The following is an 18,205-nucleotide window of genomic DNA, read 5'->3' as shown; positions in this document are numbered from 1 at the left end:
TCGCCCGATGGAACACCGGTCGCGGCGCCACTTGTAGTGGCCATCGTGCTGGGCGTTGTCGCCTCTACCTTCATGGCGATGCCGTTCCTGGGAGCTCTCGTCTGGTCCACGACAATCGCGGTCCTGTTCGCGCCATTCGATCGCGCTGTCAGCGGGCGCCTCAAGTCCCGCAGCCTTTCGGCATTGATCACGGTCATGGTCACCGCATGTATTGTGGTCGCTCCTGCCATGCTGGTGGCAGGCACCTTGCTCAACGAGGCCGTCCGCAGCGCGTCGCTCGTCGTGCCGATGTTCGACACCGACGACTGGGCGCGCCTCATGAGCGAGCATCGCTGGCTTGCCCCGGCGCTGCAATGGGTCCATGACCAACTGGATTTTCCCGATCTGGTGCGAACAGCGACATCGACGCTCGCGACGTGGAGCGGCTCCGTGCTCCGCGCCTCCTTCTCCGGTATCGCCAACCTTCTGCTCACCTTCTATTTTCTGTTTTATCTCTTGCGCGACCGGGAAGCGATCGTGGAGGCCGCGCGGCTGCATTTGCCGCTCTCGGAGCCCGAACTCGCGCGGATCACGGGCCGCATTACCGATACTATCTTCGCGACCGTCTTAGGAACCGTCGCAGTCGCTGCATTGCAGGGCGGACTGGGAGGCCTGATGTTCTGGGGGCTGGGCCTGCCAGCGCCGGTGTTCTGGGGCGTATTGATGGCTCTACTGGCCATCGTTCCGTTTCTGGGCGCCTTCGTCATTTGGGCACCGGCTGCTGCTTATCTCGCCCTAAGCGGCGCCTACACGTCCGCAATCATCCTGACAGTCTGGGGGACTTTCGTCGTCGGTCTTGTCGACAACGTCGTGTATCCTATTCTAGTCGGCAGGAGGCTCCGGATGAACACGATGCTGTCCTTCATCGCCGTCGTCGGCGGGCTGGTTTTCATGGGAACACCGGGCGTGGTGCTCGGTCCATTGCTGCTCGCCCTCACCCTGACCCTGCTGCAAATCCGGCGCGACCGGGCGGCAACCGCGATGGGCGCTACGGCATAGCGGCGGAATAAGCTAGGGCTGCATCTCTGTTGATGTATCTCAACGAGGGGGCGGGTAACACCGCCTAGGATTACGCATTCGACGTTGCAGCCCACGGCAATGGAGGACCACGTCATGCGTATACTCACTCAGCTTATTGCGGTCATCTCTGTATCGATCGCGACCGCAATGCTCGCAGGGAACGCCACCGCGCAGTCCTTTGGACCCGGAGCGGCGGGATCGGGACGAGACATGATGGGCTCCGGCATGATGATGGGTCCGGGCTTCATGGGCCGGGGCGGATTCGGAGGCACGTGCAGCCCTGGTGCAGCCGGCTTTCTCGGATGGCGCATCGATCGGATCGAGCAGGTTATCAAACCGACAGAGGCACAACGTGCCAAGTTCGACGATTTGAAGGCAGCGTCTGACAAGGCCTCCGAAGTCCTCCGTGCGGCTTGTCCGACCGAAGCACCGACCACAGCGGTCGGCCGAATGGAATTCATGGAAAAGCGCATGGAGGCCATGCTGCAGTCCGTCAAGACCATGCGCCCCGCGTTCGAGGCCTTCTACACGACGCTCAGCGACGAACAGAAAGCCCGGCTGGATTCGCCTTCCGACCGCGGCCGCTTCTGGCGACACCTTTGGTGACAGTCGAGCCGAGACGACGCGCACTTCCAACTCATTCAGGCAACGATCCGGTCCACGCAGGTGACGAGGTGGGATTACAATATGGCCTACTATTTCAGCAAGACCTTGCCAGTCGGCTTCGACGAAGCATCGCAGCGCGCGACGGAAGCGCTCAAACAGGGTGGCTTCGGCGTCATCACGGAAATCGACGTCAAGCGAACATTCAAGGAAAAGCTTGGCATCGACTTTCGAAACTATCGGATCCTCGGGGCATGTAATCCGAAGCTCGCTTACGAGGCCCTGCAACTCGAAGACAAGGTCGGCACGATGCTGCCGTGCAACGTCGTGGTTCAGGAGATCACTCAAGATCACACCGAGGTCGCGGCCATTGATCCCGTCGCATCCATGCAGGCCATCGACAATCCCGAGCTCAAAGCATCGGCCCAGCGCGTCCAGGCGCTGCTGCGGAAGGTGATCGAGAGCTTGTAGGAACGCGCCGAAGCCGGTTGCCTCACGCGTGAAAAGCCGTTACCTGATCCGGCGTTCCCATGTCCTCGCATATCAGATCCTTCCTCGAAATCGGTTTGAGCGACGTCGGCCTGGTCGGCGGCAAAACGGCTTCACTGGGCGAACTTTATTCCGTCCTCGCGTCCCAGGGGATCGCGGTCCCCAACGGCTTTGCGATCACGGCCGACGCATACCGCGAAGCGCTGTCGCGGGACAGTGTCGCGGACGCGCTGCACCAAGTGCTGGATGGGCTGGACAAGAGCAAGATCAAGCAGCTCGCCAGCAAGGCCGCCAAGGCGCGCGAGATCATCTACCAGGCGATGGACACTCCCCTCCTCCGCAACCAGATCGTGGAAGCATACCGGCAGCTTGAGCGCGAGGCTGGGACCGGGGTTGCCGTTGCCGTGCGAAGCTCGGCGACCGCCGAGGATCTGCCGACCGCGAGTTTTGCGGGCCAGCACGAAAGCTATCTCAACGTGCGCGGGCCCGACGATCTGTTCGAAGCCTGCCGGCGCTGCTTTGCGTCCATCTTTACCGACCGCGCGATCTCCTATCGCATCGACAAGGGCTTCGATCATTTCAAGGTCGCACTCTCCGTCGCCGTGATGAAAATGGTGCGCTCCGATCTGGCGGCCAGCGGCGTCGTCTTCACGCTCGACACTGAATCCGGCTTTCGCGACGTCGTCTTCGTCACGGGCTGTTACGGTCTCGGCGAAACCATCGTTCAGGGCCAAGTCGATCCAGACGAGTTCTATGTCCATAAGCCCACGCTGAGCCAGGGCTATCGTAGCGTGCTGCGTCGACGGTTGGGCGCCAAGCAGATCCGTATGATCTACGGCAAGCGCGGCGGCGCTCATGCGACGCTCACCCGCAAAGTTCCGGAAGCCGAACGCCGGAGGTTTTGCATCTCCGACCCGGAGGTGGTGAGCCTTGCCGAGATCGCGATCCGGATAGAAGCGCACTACTCGCAACGCGCCGGTGCCGCGATGCCGATGGACATTGAATGGGCCAAGGACGGTGTCGACGGGAAGCTCTACATCATTCAAGCTCGGCCCGAGACCGTGGCCTCGCAGCGCTCGGCGGACGTCTACGAGACCTACAATCTGAAAGCGCACGGCCCGGTCATCGTCAACGGTCGCGCCGTGGGCGAGAAGATCGCGTCAGGACGGACGCGCCGCGTCGTGACTGCACGCGATCTCGCTGCCTTCAAACCCGGCGAGATCCTGGTGGCCCCGGCGACCAGTCCGGACTGGGAGCCCATCATGAAGATCGCGGCTGGCATCGTCACCGACAAGGGCGGCCGCACCTGCCATGCCGCCATTATCGCGCGCGAGCTCGGCATTCCCGCCGTGGTGGGAGCCACGCTTGCGACCGAAAAGATCAGGACCGGGACCGAAGTCACGATCTGCTGCGCAGAAGGCGACGTCGGCAGCGTCTATCAGGGCAAGGCCGGATTCGACGTGACCCGAACGCCGGTGAGCGACCTGCGGCAGCCGCGCACGGCGATCATGGTGAATGTCGGGACTCCGGAGATGGCGTTCCGGACGGCAACGCAGCCGCAGGCCGGTGTCGGCCTTGCGCGCATGGAATTCATCATCAGCGAGCATATCGGGGTTCACCCGATGGCGCTGCTCAAGCCGGACAAGGTCAAGTCAGGCAAGGCGCGCGCGGCGATCGCGCGCCTGGTGAAGGGCTTCACGAGTCCCGCCGATTTCTTCGTTCAAAGACTGGCCGAAGGCGTCGGCACTATTGCCGCGGCATTCTACCCGAAGCCCGTGATCGTGCGGCTCTCCGATTTCAAGACCAACGAATATGCCAGCCTGATCGGTGGTGAAGGCTTCGAGCCGCGGGAAGAGAACCCGATGCTGGGTTTCCGGGGCGCCTCTCGCTACAGTCACCCCGCCTATGCGGAGGGATTTGCCTTGGAGTGCGCCGCACTCCGCCGGGTGCGAAATGACATGGGTCTCTCCAATCTGCGCGTCATGGTGCCGTTCTGCCGGACCGTCGAAGAAGGCCGGCGTGTGATCGCGACGATGGCGACCAACGGGCTGAAGCGCGGCGAAGACGGTCTCGAGATCTACGTCATGTGCGAGATCCCGAACAATGTCATCCAGATCGACGCCTTCTCGCAGCTGTTCGACGGCTTCTCGATCGGCTCCAACGATCTCACCCAGCTCACGCTGGGCGTCGATCGGGATTCCGACATCGTGGCTTTCGACTTCGATGAGCGCGATCCGGGAATGCTTGAGATGTTCCGGCAGGCAGTGGTCGGCGCCAAGCGCAACGGGCGTCATATCGGCATCTGCGGCGAGGCGCCCGCGAACTACCCGGAGATCGCGCGCTATTTGACGGGGCTCGGCATCGATTCCATTAGCGTCAATCCGTCGAGCGTTTTTCGGACCATGGCTGCCGTCTCGGACGCCGAGGCCGCCATCCCGAAGTCCGCGACGTGACGCTTTCGCCCGGTGTCGCACTCAAAGCGCGGCCGGAACAGCCGCAGCGTGAATTCGTTCTGCCGCGGCATTGACCTTGGTCATCATCTGCGTCACCGCGTCATAAACTTCGTCGCCGATCGTAACGACGCCGAAATTGGAATCCTCGCCGTCAAAGCGGCCCTCGGCCGGCTGATCTGCATGCTCGAACCAGTGATAGCCGACCAGATTCGGCTTGCTGAGCGCTGCCACGACGTAGCCTTCGAAAGCCCGGGCACGTTCGGTCTGGGTTGGTAGCCGCGGTCCGGCCCCTCTAGAGTTCGGCAGGCCCGCATCGTCGCCGCGGAACGAGAATTCCGAGATCAGGCACGGCTTGCCGGTGGCAGCGTAAGCGTCGATGACAGGTCCCGGATCGAAGTCGTAGCAGTTGAAGGAAACGACATCCAGGTGACGGCCCGCCGCGGCAATCACGCCGCTGAGCGGCTGGTATCCGAACCGGGAGCCGAGCACGAGATGATTGGGATCGGCGGCCTTGATCGCCGAGACACACAGTTCGAAATACTTGTCGGCTACGACGGCCACAAAGGCATCGCAATCGGCGGAAAACGCCTCGCGAGCAGAATCCGCCAGGTTGGCCCTGGTCTCGAGCGCATCGTTCAAGACGCCGGGCCGGAGCCTGACAAACGGCGCCACGATGTGTTCAATCCTGCCGAGTTCCTCCCAGGATCGCGCCTTTGTGCGCCAGACCGCATTGAATTGAGCAAACTCTCGATAGTGCGCTTGCAGACCAGAGATCGCGGCAATTTTGCCCGGACGATGAGATGGCAGGTTCAGAAAGAGCGTCAGAAGCTCGTCGGTACCGCGCCAGTCGGGTGACCAGTAGAGTTCGTTGTCGATGAAGGTACCGAGCAAGCCGGGATCGTTGCGTCGGTGCTTGCAGCGCTGCTCGGCGCTCACACGGATATGCGCCGAGAATTCGGGATCGTAGACGTCCGGAAAGACCTGATCGCGGCGATGCAAGCGAAAGGATGCGCCGAGCTCCGCGATTGGCGTGGTCGCCAGCAATCGCGATCCCGCGCTGGCGACGAGTTCATCCGACCAGCAGCCAACCGTGTTGAATTTCCAGCCCGCCAGCCGGTCGGACGCCGCCGCGCGCCAGATGTGCGAGCTGCCGTACTTGGCTGTGCAGGCCTTGGCGTAAGGCACGCGATCTGTCTGTCCGACATGGTCCTGATCGAAACGGATGGTGTTGACGCCTTTGGAGAGAAAGCGGCCACCGTCAGGATCGACCAGCCAGAAAACGCCGTTATGCTCGGCGATGCGGAAGAAGCCGCTTCCGCTGAGGCCGTCGACGACCCCACCCCACTTCGTTCTTTGCAATTGTGGACCCCGGCAACAGACCAAGATTTGCAATTCATCGCATGGTCCTGCCTGGGGCTCTTGACCTATCTCAATACCATCCAGCAGCTCCCTGACTAACAAGGCGACAGGGAGAAGATTCCTGCAATCCAACGGCCGCAAGCATAGACGGGTATCGGTGGAGCAGGACCAAGCAGGTCGTCCATGTCGACAATTCAACTGCCGAACATCGCCAACTTGCGCTCCGATTTCATCTGGGGAGTTTCCACCTCGAGCTTTCAGATCGAGGGGGCCACGCGGGAGGACGGCCGCGGACCAAGCATCTGGGACATCTATTGCCAAAGCGGCATGGTCAAGAATCACGATACCGGCGACGTCGCGTGTGACCACTATCATCGCTATCGCGAGGATGTGGCCCTGATGAAAACCCTGGGCGTTCAGGCGTACCGGTTCTCGATTGCCTGGCCGCGCATCCTGCCGCAGGGACGCGGAGCAGCCAACGAGGCCGGTCTTTCATTCTACGACAGCCTGATCGACGAGCTCCTGGCCGCCGGCATCGAGCCGTGGCTGTGCCTGTACCATTGGGACCTACCGCAGGCATTGGAAGAGCGCGGTGGCTGGCAGAACCGTGAAATAGTGACCTGGTTCGCCGACTATACGGCTCTGGTCGCGGCGCGCTTCGGCGACCGGGTCAAGCGTTTCGCAACGCTCAACGAACCATCGATGTTCAGCCTGTTCAGCCGGTCACTCGGCAAGCGGGATCGCAGCAGCGAGGACAAGCTGCATCGCATGATCCACAACGTCAATCTTGCGCACGGTGCGGCGGTCGATGTCCTTCGTACAAACGTTACTGGAGCCTCGATCGGGTGCATTCACAACTGGCAGCCGTGCCGGCCTTCCAGCAGCGTCGAGGCCGATACAGCCGCCGCTGCACGCCTCGACGTCTACTGGAATAACGCCCTCCCGGATCCGCAATGTCTTGGCGCATATCCTGCGCAGATGCAGGCAGCGATCGAACCACATCTGCAGCCCGGTGACCTCTCGCGTATTTGCCGACCGGTCGATTGGTTCGGGCTGAACCACTACAGTCCAGTTTACGTGAAGGCGAATGCAGGTTCGATGCTGGGCTATGACTTCGGCGACAAGCCCGCCGGCGCCCCATTGACGCCGATCGATTGGCCGATCGATCCCGAGGCTTTCGGGGATACGTTGCAGGCTGTCCAGGATCGCTACCGCTTGCCGATCTACGTCCTCGAGAACGGATACGGCAATTCCGACCAGCCTGACGCGACCGGCGCGGTGATTGACATGGGCCGAATGGAGTTCCTGAGGGACTACGTCGAGGCGATGAATGCCGCCGCCTCTCGCGGCGTCGACGTTCGCGGCTATTTCGTCTGGTCGCTGCTCGACAATTTCGAATGGGATTCCGGCTACAGCATCAGGTTCGGCCTGACCTATGTGGATTATGCGTCGCTGCGGCGGACACCAAAATCCTCGTTCGACTGGTATGCAGGGCTGATCAAGGCGGGGCGGCCATGATGAAGGCGCGAACCACTTTGCTCGCCGATATCGGAGGGACCAATGCCCGCTTCGCACTCCTGGCGGACGGCAAGCTCAGCACGATCGCGCACATGGCCGTCAACGATCACGGCACCTTTCTGGAAGCGCTTGCTGCCTATCTCGGCGATCCGTTGAAGACCGGGACGATTGAGCACGCAATCGTTGCTGCCTCCGGCCCTGTTCAGAATGGCCGTTGCACGCTCACGAACAACTCCTGGGTGATCGACGCAGAGCAGTTGCGCGGGACCTTTGGATTTTCGTCTGTGCGCCTGATCAACGATTTCGAGGCGGTCGCGTTGGCCCTACCCCATCTTCTTCCTGGCAATCTGCTGCAACTGGGGGGACGGGAACGGGTCGCGGGAGCGCCGCTCGCAGCGATCGGCCCCGGCACCGGCCCTGGCATGGCAGCGCTCATATCGCACGCCGGCGGCCAGATCGTGCTCTCCGGCGAAGGCGGCCATTCCACGATGGCAGGCAGCTCCTTGCGTGAGGATGCCGTCATCGCGCATTTGCGACAACGGTTCGGGCATGTCTCGTCGGAGCGCCTGCTGTCGGGCGCAGGGCTGGAAAATCTCCATGACGCTATTGCCTCCATCGATGGCGTGATCGTTCCAAAACGCCGCGCGACCGAGATCACGCGGGCTGCAATTGAGGAGACGTGTCCAACCAGCCGCGCCGCCGTCGAGATGTTTTGCGCTATGCTGGGATCGGTCGCAGGCAATTTTGCCCTCGCAGTCGGCGCAAAAGGTGGTGTGTTCATCGGCGGAGGCATTTTGCGCCATATGCCCGGCTATCTAGCCGCGTCCGAGTTTCGCGAGAGATTTGAGGCAAAGGGTCGTCTCAGGACATTCCTGGAGCCGATACCGGCCTATCTCATTCTGAATGACGATGTCGCGTTCACTGGCCTTCGCGCGCTGATGGAGGTCGAAGGCCTTGGCTAAGGTGCCGCAGATCATCACGTTGACCATCAACCCGGCGCTCGACATCTCGACCTCGGTCAGGAAGATGCTTCCCTTCACCAAGATGCGCTGCGCGGAAGCTCAGCGCGATCCCGGCGGCGGCGGCATCAACGTCGCCCGGGTTCTGACGCGGCTCGGAATCGACGCGATCGCGATCTATCCGGCCGGAGGCGCAACCGGGCAGACCTTGGCGGTCCTGGTCGAGCGCGAATCCGTGCGCAGCATCGTGATCCCGACCGCCAACGATACCCGCGAGGACATTACCGTCTTCGACGAGACAACCCGAGAGCAGTTTCGTCTGGTCTTTCCGGGCGCCTCGCTCAGTGGATTCGAATGGCAACAATGCCTCGACGCAGTCGCGCGCTTCAGCTCGCAAGTCGGGTTCGTCATCGCGAGTGGCAGCCTGCCCCCGGGAGTGCCAGACGACTTCTACGGCAAAGTGGTCCGGGCCTCAAATGGGGCAGCCAAGATCGTCGTGGATACAACCGGCACTGCGCTGAAAGCTGCCCTCGAAGCCGGCGTCTATCTCATCAAGCCCAATCTTCACGAGTTTCAGGATCTCGCCGGGATCAGCACCGATGATGAGCCTTCGCTGCTCGAAGCGGGACGCAGCCTGTTCGATCGCTACCGTATCGAGATCATCGCGCTCTCGCTGGGCTCTCAGGGCGCCTTGCTCCTGACGCGCGACAAGGCCCTGCGTGCGAACGGCCTTCCCATCGAACCCGTCAGTGTTTCCGGCGCGGGCGACAGCTTCCTGGGAGCGATGGTGTCGAGCCTAGCAGGTAACGACAATCTCGAAGCGGCTCTGCGCTATGGCGTTGCCGGCGGTTCAGCGGCGCTGCTGAGCCCCGGCACGGGGCTGTGCTTGAGAGAGGACATTGATCGTCTCGCGTCCAGCGTGAACGTGACAGCCGTCGCCGGCTATCATGCCTAGAAACAAGGTCTACCAGTCGCCGGGTGAACGCAAATTGCTGTTGCGATTCTGGCAAAGCGCGCGCGGATTCTGGGCCGGGAATTCAGCCGGCTGGGCCTGGCTCCTCACCGTGCTGCTGATTGTCACGATTGTCCTGCAACTGCTGACCCAATATGCGCTGAACTTCTGGAACCGCGACTTCTTCAACGCGGTGGAACGAAAGGATGGAACGGAGCTCCTCGCGCAGGCGCTCCGTTTCCTGCCCCTGCTCTGCGCCAGCCTTTCTCTCGCCGTGTTCTCCGTCTGGGGACGGATGACGCTGCAACGGAAATGGCGCGCATGGCTGAGCGGCGAGCTCTACCGGTATTGGCTGGAGCGGGATCGCTTCACACGGCTCAATGACGTGACAGGAGACTATCAAGCCCCCGAATATCGGATTGCAGAAGACGGCAGGCTGGCCACGGACCTGCCTGTCGACCTCATTCTCGGGCTCGCCTCCTCACTCCTGACAGCGACGACCTTCATCGGCATCCTCTGGGTGGTCGGAGGCAGCCTCCAGATCGGCGCCGCCGACCGGACCCTGACCATTCCCGGTTATCTGGTCATCGCCGTGGTGTTCTATGCAATCATCGTGGCAGCCGCGACAATGCTGATCGGCCGTCGCCTGACGCACGTTTTGGAGGAGAACAAGAGGGCCGAAGCCCAGTTGAGGGCCATTGGAACCCACGTGCGTGAAGGTGGCGAGAGCAAGACGCCAGGAGCGAGCGGCGCGGATGGAATTCGCAAAATCGGACCGGCGCTCGATGCAGTGATAGCGGCATGGCTCAGCTATTGCTGGCAACTCATGCGCCTCACGGTCGTGTCTCATAGCAATTCATTGCTGACGCCTGTGGTTGGATTGCTACTGTGCACGCCCAAATATGTCGGGGGCACAATGCTGCTTGGAGAAGTTGTCCAGGCGGCCGCAGCCTTCGTGATGGTCCAGGGCGCCTGCAGCTGGTTCACGGACAATTATCCGCGGCTGGCGGAATGGGCCGCTTCGGCCAACCGTGTCGCGTCGCTTCTTCTTGCCCTGGACAAGCTCGATCGATCTGCTGAAGACCAACCAATGCGGATACGCAGTTGATCGCCACGAACCGAAAGGCGCACCGAGTGGAAGATGAACTGCTTTCGAAGCTGGAGCAGCGCCTGGGGCGTATCCACGCCCGGCAGCGGCTCGGAATCGAAACCGATCATGAAGCCCAGGTCTTCGGCCAAGGCCTCAACTTCTTCCATATCGAGAACTGGTACTCTGTTCATTCGTTGATACGAAGTATTCTGAAGTTGTCCGGGCTTTACTGGCGCGGGCGCCGAAATGCCGAGCGAGTGACCCTGAAACACAACAGTATCGAGTGCGCTGACTTGCCGGCCTCGTTCGAAGGATTCACCATTCTTCATATCAGCGATACCCACGTAGATATGAGCCAGCGTGCCATGCGGCACATGGTCGAGCTGATCTCAGGATTGAACTATGATTTATGCGTCCTAACCGGTGACTATCGTGGCAAGACATTCGGAGCGTTTGACGCAGCGGTCGAAGGCATGGCGCGGTTGATCGCGAACCTCAAGCAGCCCATTCTCGGCGTGCTCGGCAATCACGACACCATCAGGATGCTGCCCGGGCTGGAGGCGATGGGCATACGCATGCTCCAGAACGAATGCACGACAATCACGCGCGGCGATCAGGAACTTTTTGTCGCAGGCATCGACGATGCGCATTATTTCAGGGTCGACAACATCGAGAAGGTTGGGTCGGAGATCCCGGATGGCGCCTTCTCGATTCTGTTGTCCCACACACCGGAAATCTACCGGCAAGCGGCGCATGCCGGCTTTGATGTGCTCCTGAGCGGACACACGCACGGAGGACAGATATGCCTTCCGGGCTCGATCCCTATCACACTTGACTCAGTGCTGCCGCGTCGGATGGGAGCCGGCGCCTGGCGCTATCACGACATGGTCGGCTACACGTCTGTCGGCGCGGGATCGAGCGTCGTGGCAGTGCGCTTTAACTGCCCGCCGGAGATTACACTGCATCGATTGTGTCGGCCAACGGACCGCTTCAATACGGCTGATCCCTGATGTCCAATATGTAGAGCACGCGCGAGATCGCGAGCTCCCCGACGAAGAACATCAAGACGACCACGAAGATGTCGGCGTAACTCAGCCCGAGACTTTCCTGGCAAACCAGAAGTGGGAACAGCGATTCCGGAACCTGGTCCAAGCCCAACGCCTGGCTGCTCGGCGGCATGTTCATGCGCCGCTTCAAGAAGCTGGAAAACAAGTCTCCCGCCATCGCGACGATGGCCATCAGAGCTCCCAATTCGTAACCAAGTCCAAGGAGGATCCCGCCGACCGCGGTCACGACGATCGAAGCAACCATGCCGCGGACGGTCTTCGAGGTCCCGAATACCGGTCGGCCGTCGAAGAACAGAAGGCCTCCATCCAGCGCAAACGCGAAGCGGGATCCGAAGAGCTTCTTGGCCACGACCGGAGACCCGTTCGCGAGCGTCAACAGAACAATCGAATAGAAAATTGGCATCGTGGCCATGAACCATCTCGCGGACAGCACTGAAGTATGAGCAAGCAGGCACGTCTGCGGATCGTAAGACGTCTCAATCCTTGGAGTGAAGCAACATCCGGCTCAGGGTTCGGTCCTGAAATACCCAATGATGAATGAGCGCGGCGATCGCATGAAACGCTGCGATGACCACCAGCGCATGCGCCAGAACTTCGTGCATTTCCTTCACGTTGTGAGCAAAGGCCGCATCCTTGATCCACGGTGACGGAATGGCGGCAAGACCGAACAATGGCAATGCATCACCACGCGCGAACTGAAGCACAATCCCGGCGACCGGCACCGCAACGAGCAAAGCGTAAAGAGTATAGTGCGCGATCGCGGCGGCAGGATCACCCCATTTCCCGAGCCAGCCCCCAAATTCGGTCGCCCCCGATATAGGTGGTGGATTGACCGCACGCCACATCAGGCGAGCCACAAGCAGGACGAGGATTGCGATCCCGGCCCCGACATGGACGGCCAGGCCTACCTGACGGGGTTCGCCTTTCGGCAAGTCGTCACCGAAAATGCCAAGCATCCAAGCAAGAATGACGAGAATGACTGTCAGCCAGTGCAGGGTCTGCGCAATAGCACCATAGTTCTTGTCTGAATTGAGTAACTGCATGTCGAAGCCTCTTAACCACAATGGACTAAACGCGGATCAATTCGTTGACGTGCGTCAAGCAGATCGAGCGGAGGCATTTGGCTGGTTCTATCGATCGACATCCATCAAGCGCCTGCCTTAAGTGACCGTAGGCGGTGGCTTTGCAGCCCCCGCGGGACGATGCGAAACTGGCTGATTCAAATACTGCCTGACTTGGGGCGGAAGCCACTTTGCTCTGGATCAAGACTCTGCGGCCATATGGCCGCAGTCTCGATAGCTTGCAGACCAGCCGCGCCTGCTGCAGAGTCACGCGAGGTGACTACTTCGGTTTTTTCAGATTACTTCGGTCGAGGCTCAAAGGAGTTCGCAGATACTGGCACATCCTGGCGATGATCGTGACTTGCGGCTCGACGCTTGTCGCGGGCTGGCGCTCTGGTTTGTCTTCATCGACCACATCCCCGGCAATGCCTTCGGCTGGTTGACCATTCGCAACTACGGATTTAGCGACGCCTCCGAAGTATTCGTGTTCGTGTCTGGTTATACGTGCATGGTCTCTTATGGCGGCGCGCAGCGAAGTCGTGGTTGGCCGACGGTCATCGCACGCAGCTTGCGACGCAGCCTTGAAATCTACATTGCATTTCTACTGCTGGTCATCATCTATCTCGCTCTGGCTTGGCTAAGCGGCTCCTATCTCGACGAAACCAACACACGACACTTTTTCAACGATCCCGGAACGGCCCTCGTCCACCTCCTGATTCTTCAATACGCTCCCGTCAACACCGATATCTTGCCCACGTTCGTCATACTGCATGTCTCAATTCCGCTGGTTCTGTGGCTCGTTGCTCGCAACGCGGCAATCACGCTCTCTGCATCATTCATGCTTTACTTGATGGTACAGCTCTATAGTTGGCACATGCCTGCTTGGCCGTCTGGCGAACTCTACTTCAATCCATTCGCTTGGCAGATATTGTTTGTCGTCGGCGCCTGCTGCGCCGGTCCGTGTGCCCAGCAATTTGCTGCTGTCTTGCGACACCGAGCCACGACACCACTCGCCGCCGCTTATGTTCTGTTCAGCCTTGTTGTCGTCTTGAGTTGGCGTATAGATGTCTTCAAATGGCTGATCCCGCAGATCATCGAAGACTGGCTCTATCCAATCTACAAGAGTCATTTGGACCCGGCTCGCCTCGTCCACTTTTTGGCTATGGTCGTTTTGTTGACGCGTTTCGTGCCGCGAGATGGGCACCGTCAACCCGGGCTCTGGACGAAGGCGCTGATCCGTTGTGGCGAAAACTCCCTATCAGTCTTTTGCTTCAGCGTGCTCGCTTCGTTTATCGCGTTCGTCATATTGAACCGGGTCTCCGACGGACTGCCAATGCAGGCCGCGGTCAGTGCACTTGGCATCGGCTTAATGATTGCGATTGCCAACCTTCTCACATTGGAAGCCAAGCTCGACCGGCGGGGTCCCGAGCTGTTTTAGGTTTTAGCAGCCAACTTCGATGAGCTGAATGCAGGTTCCCACGCAATGGCACTCCTCGTCGAGCCGGCTCTATGTTAGGATCTACCGGTGCCGCGGAGATTTACCGTCATCTCCGCTTTGCGCCGATTTTCCGCAAAAGAGAGCAACGAATAAGGCAACGAGAGGCGCCATGCTGTTCTCCCCTCTTGGCAAGTCGAGCTCCAACAAAGATCAGGATAACCGGGGACAATCAAATGTTACGAGCCTCGGACGGCGACTGGAGACATCGAAGAATATCACAGGCACGCCTCATTGAAAAATCATATGCCGGCCGATCGAAGGACGGGCTTGTCCGCATCATGTAGCCGTGGCGCACCCCGGGAAAGACGTGCACTTCGACGTCTTCCCTGCGCGCCGCTGCCTCACGATAAGCCTGCAGCACCTCGGCCGGCGCGCGATCGTCCTCGTCGCCCCACATCAAGCAGACCTGCTTGCGGAGTCCGGCAAGCTCGTGAAGAAATTCCAGCATCTGCGACCCGTGGCAGCAGATGCCGGCGGCATAGCCAAGCCGCTTCGGTCCAAGAACCGCATAGGGACCGCCGTAGCAAAACCCCATGACGGCCGCCTGGCCGTTGAATTGCGGGATCGTGCCGAGGTGTCTCAAGGTGTCGATCATGTCGTCTTCGCCAGCTTTGATTTGCTCGAGGCGCGGCTGCGCGCGCTGGGCCGCACGCAGGTCATTCCGAGGCAGCGGGCCGGCTATCGACCGCGAGAACAGATCCGGCGCTGCGACGATGACCCCGCATGCCGCGAGCTCGTCGGCGATTGCGATCATGTCCGTATCCACGCCGTGAATAGCGGAAGCAAGCACGACGGCAGCAACCGGCTTTTCAGTCTCGGGCGCGACCAGATAGCAATCGAACGCGCCGACAGCCTTCGAGCAAATCTTGCTGACTTTCCCCCGCATTTAAAACTCCCGTGCTATTCCGGTCGGATCTTCGCCAAGCTGATCACTTTGGCCCACTTCTCAGTTTCGTCGGCCATCAGCTTGCCGAAATCGGCGGGCGAGCCGCCTAGTCCCGTCGCGTCGAGGCCGCGCAGGCGCGTCCTGAACCTCGCATCGGCCAGGGCGGCGTTGGCCTCCTTGTTGAGCCTGTCGATGATCGCGCCAGGGGTGCCTTTCGGCGCACCGATGCCGAACACCGAGCTGGCCTCGTAGCCAGGCACGAATTCGCCGATAGAAGGCACATCCGCTAATGCCTCGGATCGCATCGCCGTCGTCAGCCCGAGCGCGCGCAGCCTGCCGCTCTCGATGTAACCGATCGCGGGCGCCACATTGGCAAAGACGACCTGCACCTGCCCGCCGAGCAGATCCGTGATGGCGGGCGCCACGCCGCGATAGGGCACATGCTGAAGATCCAGCCCCCCGGCGGCCTGCTTGAACAATTCCGCGGCGATGTGGGTGATCCCGCCCACGCCGCCACCCGAACCGTAGGCGAGTTTCCCGGGATTGGCTTTGGCATAGGCGATGAACTCGGGAATCGTATGGGCAGGAACCGATGGGTGGATCACCATCACCAGCGCGCCACGGATCAGCCCTGAGACCGGCGCGATATCCCGCAGGAAGTTGAAATCGAGATTTTCATAAAGCGTAGCATTGATCGCGTTGGAAGAGCCAGCCAGCAGGAGCATGTAGCCGTCGGGAGGCGCGCGCACGACCGCGTCAGTGGCAAGATTGCTTCCTGCCCCGGGCCGGTTCTCGACGATGAATTGTCGGCCGAACCGCTCCGACCACCAATCTGCAACCAGACGCGCGAGAATGTCGTTTGGGCCGCCGGCGGCGAAGCCAACCATGATCCGGACCGGCCGAGAGGGATAGGTGTCGGCGGCAGCCAGGCCCGACAGCAGCGGCGGTGCGGCTATCCCCGCTGCGAAGTGCAAAAATTGACGTCGGGAGGGAGTCACAAGCCTTGCTCCGTCGAACCTGCACCCACGCTGGCACTCTTCAACAGCGGAGGATAGTTGATGCTGTCATAAGCGCATAAGGCTATTGTCTGATGAGACTATCTCAAAACGGATATGGGCATCCCCATGCAGATGAGCGATCGCATCGGAAAACGCATGAAGCTGCAGGATTTGCACGTGCTGATGGCCGTGGTGCAGGCCGGCAGCATGGGCAAGGCGGCAGCCCTGCTCAACACCACCCAGCCCAACATTTCGAGATCGATCGCCGAACTCGAGCGGGCGTTCGGCGTCCGTCTGCTGGATCGCCACCGGCGCGGAATCGAACCGACCGCGTGCGGCCGCGCCCTGATCGATTGCGGCGCTGCCGCCTTCGACGAATTGCGCCGGGGCGTGAAGAACATCGAATTTCTCGCCGACCCCACCGCCGGAGAGGTGCGGATTGGAAGCACGGCTGATCTGGCGGCGAGCTTTGTTTCTGCGCTCATAGACCGGCTCTCCCGGCGTCATCCGCGGATCAGATTTCAGCTCGTCACCGGCTACATCGAGGCGCTACATCGCGACCTGAGCGAACGCAAAGTCGATCTGTCGTTCGTGCGCAGTCGCGGCCCGATTGCCGACGAGCGGCTGCATTTCGAGTTTCTTTTTGAAGATCGCTACGTCATCGCGGCGGGTGCGAAAAATCCATGGACGCGACGGCGCAATATCCAGCTCTCTGATTTGGTGGGCGAGCGTTGGGTGCTTCCACCGCGGGAGAGCGTGATCGGCTCGATCATCACGCAAGCCTTTCTTGCGAGGGGGCTCGCGTATCCCCAGGCGACGGTGGTCACCGATGCCCCCCATATGCGGGTCAGTTTGCTGGAGACGGGGCGGTTCATCACGGTTTTCCCAGCTTCCACACTGAAATTTCTCGCCAGGGAGACGGCGCTCAAGGTCTTGTCAATTGAACTGCCGGCGGACCGTCGACCGAACGGGATGCTCACGATCAAAGATCGCACCGTCAGCCCGGTTGTGCAGCTCGTCATCGACAGCGCCCGTGAGCTCGCAAAGCCAATGGCTAAACCAAAGTGATAAGACGGATGTCGGTTTGTGGCCCATCGCTGCCGCGTCTCAGGGCCGAAGACATGTCGGCTGTAAGGGGCAGACCCGACGTAACTTGGAACCGAGCCAAATTGTCGCGATTGACCCGCACCAAACCTTCTTCTCGGGCCGGCTGCCATGGTTCCTCACCATTTTCGCTTTGCGTTTGCCAACCTCAATCTCGGAGGGTTCAATGCTTTCAACCCGGCGTCATTCCCTTCGCTTTAATGACGGCGCTTGCTTCTGGCGACTTGAGATACCCGAGCAGCGCTTTTGCGGCATCTCCTTGCTTTGTGTCCGCGGCAGCAGCCCCCGTAAAGACAACTTCCTGCTGCAAGTCCGCAGGGAATGGGCCGACGACGTCTAGTCCAGGGGCGGTGAGCACATTTAACAAGAACACGCCTAGCTCCGCTTCGCCCTTTGCAACCGCCGCAACGATCTCGGCTGGTGCCGCTTTTGCCTGAATCTTGCCCTTGATTGCCTCGGCGACACCAAGTCGCTCGAATGCTTTCGTCACTTGCGCACCTGCAGCGCTTGCCGGCAGCGTCGCGATCGACTGTGCTTTGAGCAGCGCAGCCTTAAGTCCGTCAGGTGTGCCGATGTCGGGCCTCGGAGCCCCAGCTCGCACCGCAACACCCAGGCCGACCCGCGCAACATCGGATGTCGTGCCGGAGGCGAACTTTGCACGTGCTGCTGCGTCCTGCATCACCTCGACCGGCACAACGCCGACGTCAAACGACTTCCCCGAAGTTGCCTCCTTGATCAAATTTGGCGTGGTGCCGAAGAAAATGTCGAGCTTGTGTCCAGAGACTTGTTCAAACTTTGGTTTCAACTCCGCCCACACCGCGGTCATCGCGCCGCCCGCCAGAACGCGCAGCTCGGCTGCCTGACCGTTCTCGACCAAAAGTGCAAGAAAGACTGACGCGAGGAATGCCGCGCGCGCAAAGCTCAAGGCTTTCATGATGTGCTCCCTACACAGTTCACGCAGCCTAGCAGTTCCAACGGTTCACCGCCAATCGCCTGCGTGCGTGCGGCGCATCGCCCGGAGGTCCGGAAATGTGAAGGGTTTCGGATGCCGGCCGCATGATTGACGGCGCTGCATATTGGGGCGGCCGGCGTCCGAAAGCCTCCAAGGG

General features: G+C 60.7%; 17 protein-coding genes. 11 read left to right on the top strand and 6 right to left on the bottom strand.

Annotation, left to right across the window (positions count from 1 at the left end; all coding sequences use genetic code 11):
* The first annotated feature begins 36 nt into the window (after nt 1-36).
* The 4 genes from XI06_RS32570 (at nt 37) to ppsA (ending at nt 4,604) form a co-directional block, all read left to right on the top strand.
* Complete coding sequence (locus XI06_RS32570) at nt 37-1,038, top strand: AI-2E family transporter (RefSeq protein ID WP_271607251.1); 1,002 nt, start codon at nt 37-39, stop codon at nt 1,036-1,038.
* A gap of 99 nt (nt 1,039-1,137) precedes the next feature.
* Nucleotides 1,138-1,665, top strand: a complete 528-nt coding sequence (locus XI06_RS32565; protein ID WP_271607250.1) for a Spy/CpxP family protein refolding chaperone — start codon at nt 1,138-1,140, stop codon at nt 1,663-1,665.
* Nucleotides 1,666-1,746: 81 nt separating this feature from the next.
* Nucleotides 1,747-2,133, top strand: a complete 387-nt coding sequence (locus tag XI06_RS32560; protein WP_271607249.1) for a DUF302 domain-containing protein — start codon at nt 1,747-1,749, stop codon at nt 2,131-2,133.
* A 59-nt stretch (nt 2,134-2,192) separates the two neighbouring features.
* Nucleotides 2,193-4,604: a phosphoenolpyruvate synthase gene (gene ppsA / locus XI06_RS32555; protein WP_271607248.1), complete on the top strand. Its 2,412-nt coding sequence runs from the start codon at nt 2,193-2,195 to the stop codon at nt 4,602-4,604.
* 21 nt (nt 4,605-4,625) lie between these two features.
* Here the strand turns inward: ppsA and XI06_RS32550 are convergent, their stop codons facing one another.
* The gene (locus tag XI06_RS32550) at nt 4,626-6,104 is read right to left on the bottom strand and encodes an agarase (RefSeq protein ID WP_333909381.1); all 1,479 of its coding nucleotides are present in this window, start codon (nt 6,102-6,104) and stop codon (nt 4,626-4,628) included.
* 42 nt (nt 6,105-6,146) lie between these two features.
* Here XI06_RS32550 and XI06_RS32545 point away from each other — a divergent pair, with 42 nt between their 5' ends.
* The 5 genes from XI06_RS32545 to XI06_RS32525 are packed head-to-tail and all read left to right on the top strand — an operon-like array spanning nt 6,147 to nt 11,492.
* Nucleotides 6,147-7,481 (top strand): GH1 family beta-glucosidase, encoded by a 1,335-nt coding sequence (locus XI06_RS32545; protein ID WP_271607247.1) that lies wholly within the window; start codon nt 6,147-6,149, stop codon nt 7,479-7,481.
* Complete coding sequence (gene glk / locus XI06_RS32540) at nt 7,478-8,443, top strand: glucokinase (RefSeq protein ID WP_271607246.1); 966 nt, start codon at nt 7,478-7,480, stop codon at nt 8,441-8,443. The genes XI06_RS32545 and glk overlap by 4 nt, the downstream gene beginning before the upstream one ends.
* Nucleotide 8,444: 1 nt before the next feature.
* Entirely contained in the window at nt 8,445-9,395 is a 951-nt protein-coding gene (locus tag XI06_RS32535; protein WP_271607341.1) for a 1-phosphofructokinase family hexose kinase, read from the top strand.
* Complete coding sequence (locus XI06_RS32530) at nt 9,388-10,500, top strand: SbmA/BacA-like family transporter (protein WP_271607245.1); 1,113 nt, start codon at nt 9,388-9,390, stop codon at nt 10,498-10,500. Before XI06_RS32535 ends, XI06_RS32530 begins: the two co-directional genes overlap by 8 nt.
* Nucleotides 10,501-10,526: 26 nt before the next feature.
* Entirely contained in the window at nt 10,527-11,492 is a 966-nt protein-coding gene (locus tag XI06_RS32525) for a metallophosphoesterase (RefSeq protein WP_271607340.1), read from the top strand.
* Here the strand turns inward: XI06_RS32525 and XI06_RS32520 are convergent.
* Both XI06_RS32520 and XI06_RS32515 read right to left on the bottom strand, forming a co-directional pair.
* Nucleotides 11,473-11,961: a CDP-archaeol synthase gene (locus tag XI06_RS32520; protein ID WP_271607244.1), complete on the bottom strand. Its 489-nt coding sequence runs from the start codon at nt 11,959-11,961 to the stop codon at nt 11,473-11,475. The genes XI06_RS32525 and XI06_RS32520 overlap by 20 nt on opposite strands.
* Nucleotides 11,962-12,025: 64 nt before the next feature.
* Nucleotides 12,026-12,592 carry a cytochrome b gene (locus XI06_RS32515; RefSeq protein ID WP_271607243.1) on the bottom strand — a complete coding sequence of 189 codons (567 nt, stop codon included), beginning with the start codon at nt 12,590-12,592 and terminating at the stop codon, nt 12,026-12,028.
* Between the two features lie 379 nt (nt 12,593-12,971).
* Here XI06_RS32515 and XI06_RS32510 point away from each other — a divergent pair, with 379 nt between their 5' ends.
* Nucleotides 12,972-14,048, top strand: coding sequence for an OpgC domain-containing protein (locus XI06_RS32510; protein ID WP_271607242.1), 1,077 nt, complete (start codon nt 12,972-12,974; stop codon nt 14,046-14,048).
* 229 nt (nt 14,049-14,277) lie between these two features.
* Here XI06_RS32510 and XI06_RS32505 read toward each other — a convergent pair whose 3' ends face one another.
* On the bottom strand, nt 14,278-14,994 hold the full coding sequence (locus XI06_RS32505; RefSeq protein ID WP_271607241.1) for a dienelactone hydrolase family protein: 717 nt from the start codon (nt 14,992-14,994) through the stop codon (nt 14,278-14,280).
* A 14-nt stretch (nt 14,995-15,008) separates the two neighbouring features.
* Nucleotides 15,009-15,968, bottom strand: a complete 960-nt coding sequence (locus XI06_RS32500; protein WP_271607240.1) for a Bug family tripartite tricarboxylate transporter substrate binding protein — start codon at nt 15,966-15,968, stop codon at nt 15,009-15,011.
* Between the two features lie 150 nt (nt 15,969-16,118).
* Here XI06_RS32500 and XI06_RS32495 point away from each other — a divergent pair, with 150 nt between their 5' ends.
* Nucleotides 16,119-17,060 (top strand): LysR family transcriptional regulator, encoded by a 942-nt coding sequence (locus XI06_RS32495; protein WP_271607239.1) that lies wholly within the window; start codon nt 16,119-16,121, stop codon nt 17,058-17,060.
* Between the two features lie 208 nt (nt 17,061-17,268).
* Here the strand turns inward: XI06_RS32495 and XI06_RS32490 are convergent, their stop codons facing one another.
* Nucleotides 17,269-18,030 carry a molybdate ABC transporter substrate-binding protein gene (locus tag XI06_RS32490; protein WP_271607238.1) on the bottom strand — a complete coding sequence of 254 codons (762 nt, stop codon included), beginning with the start codon at nt 18,028-18,030 and terminating at the stop codon, nt 17,269-17,271.
* Between the last annotated feature and the right edge of the window lie 175 nt (nt 18,031-18,205).

Source organism: Bradyrhizobium sp. CCBAU 11434 (genome assembly GCF_028128895.1).
GTDB classification, from domain to species: domain Bacteria; phylum Pseudomonadota; class Alphaproteobacteria; order Rhizobiales; family Xanthobacteraceae; genus Bradyrhizobium; species Bradyrhizobium zhengyangense.
This window is presented reverse-complemented; position numbering and strand designations above follow the sequence as displayed.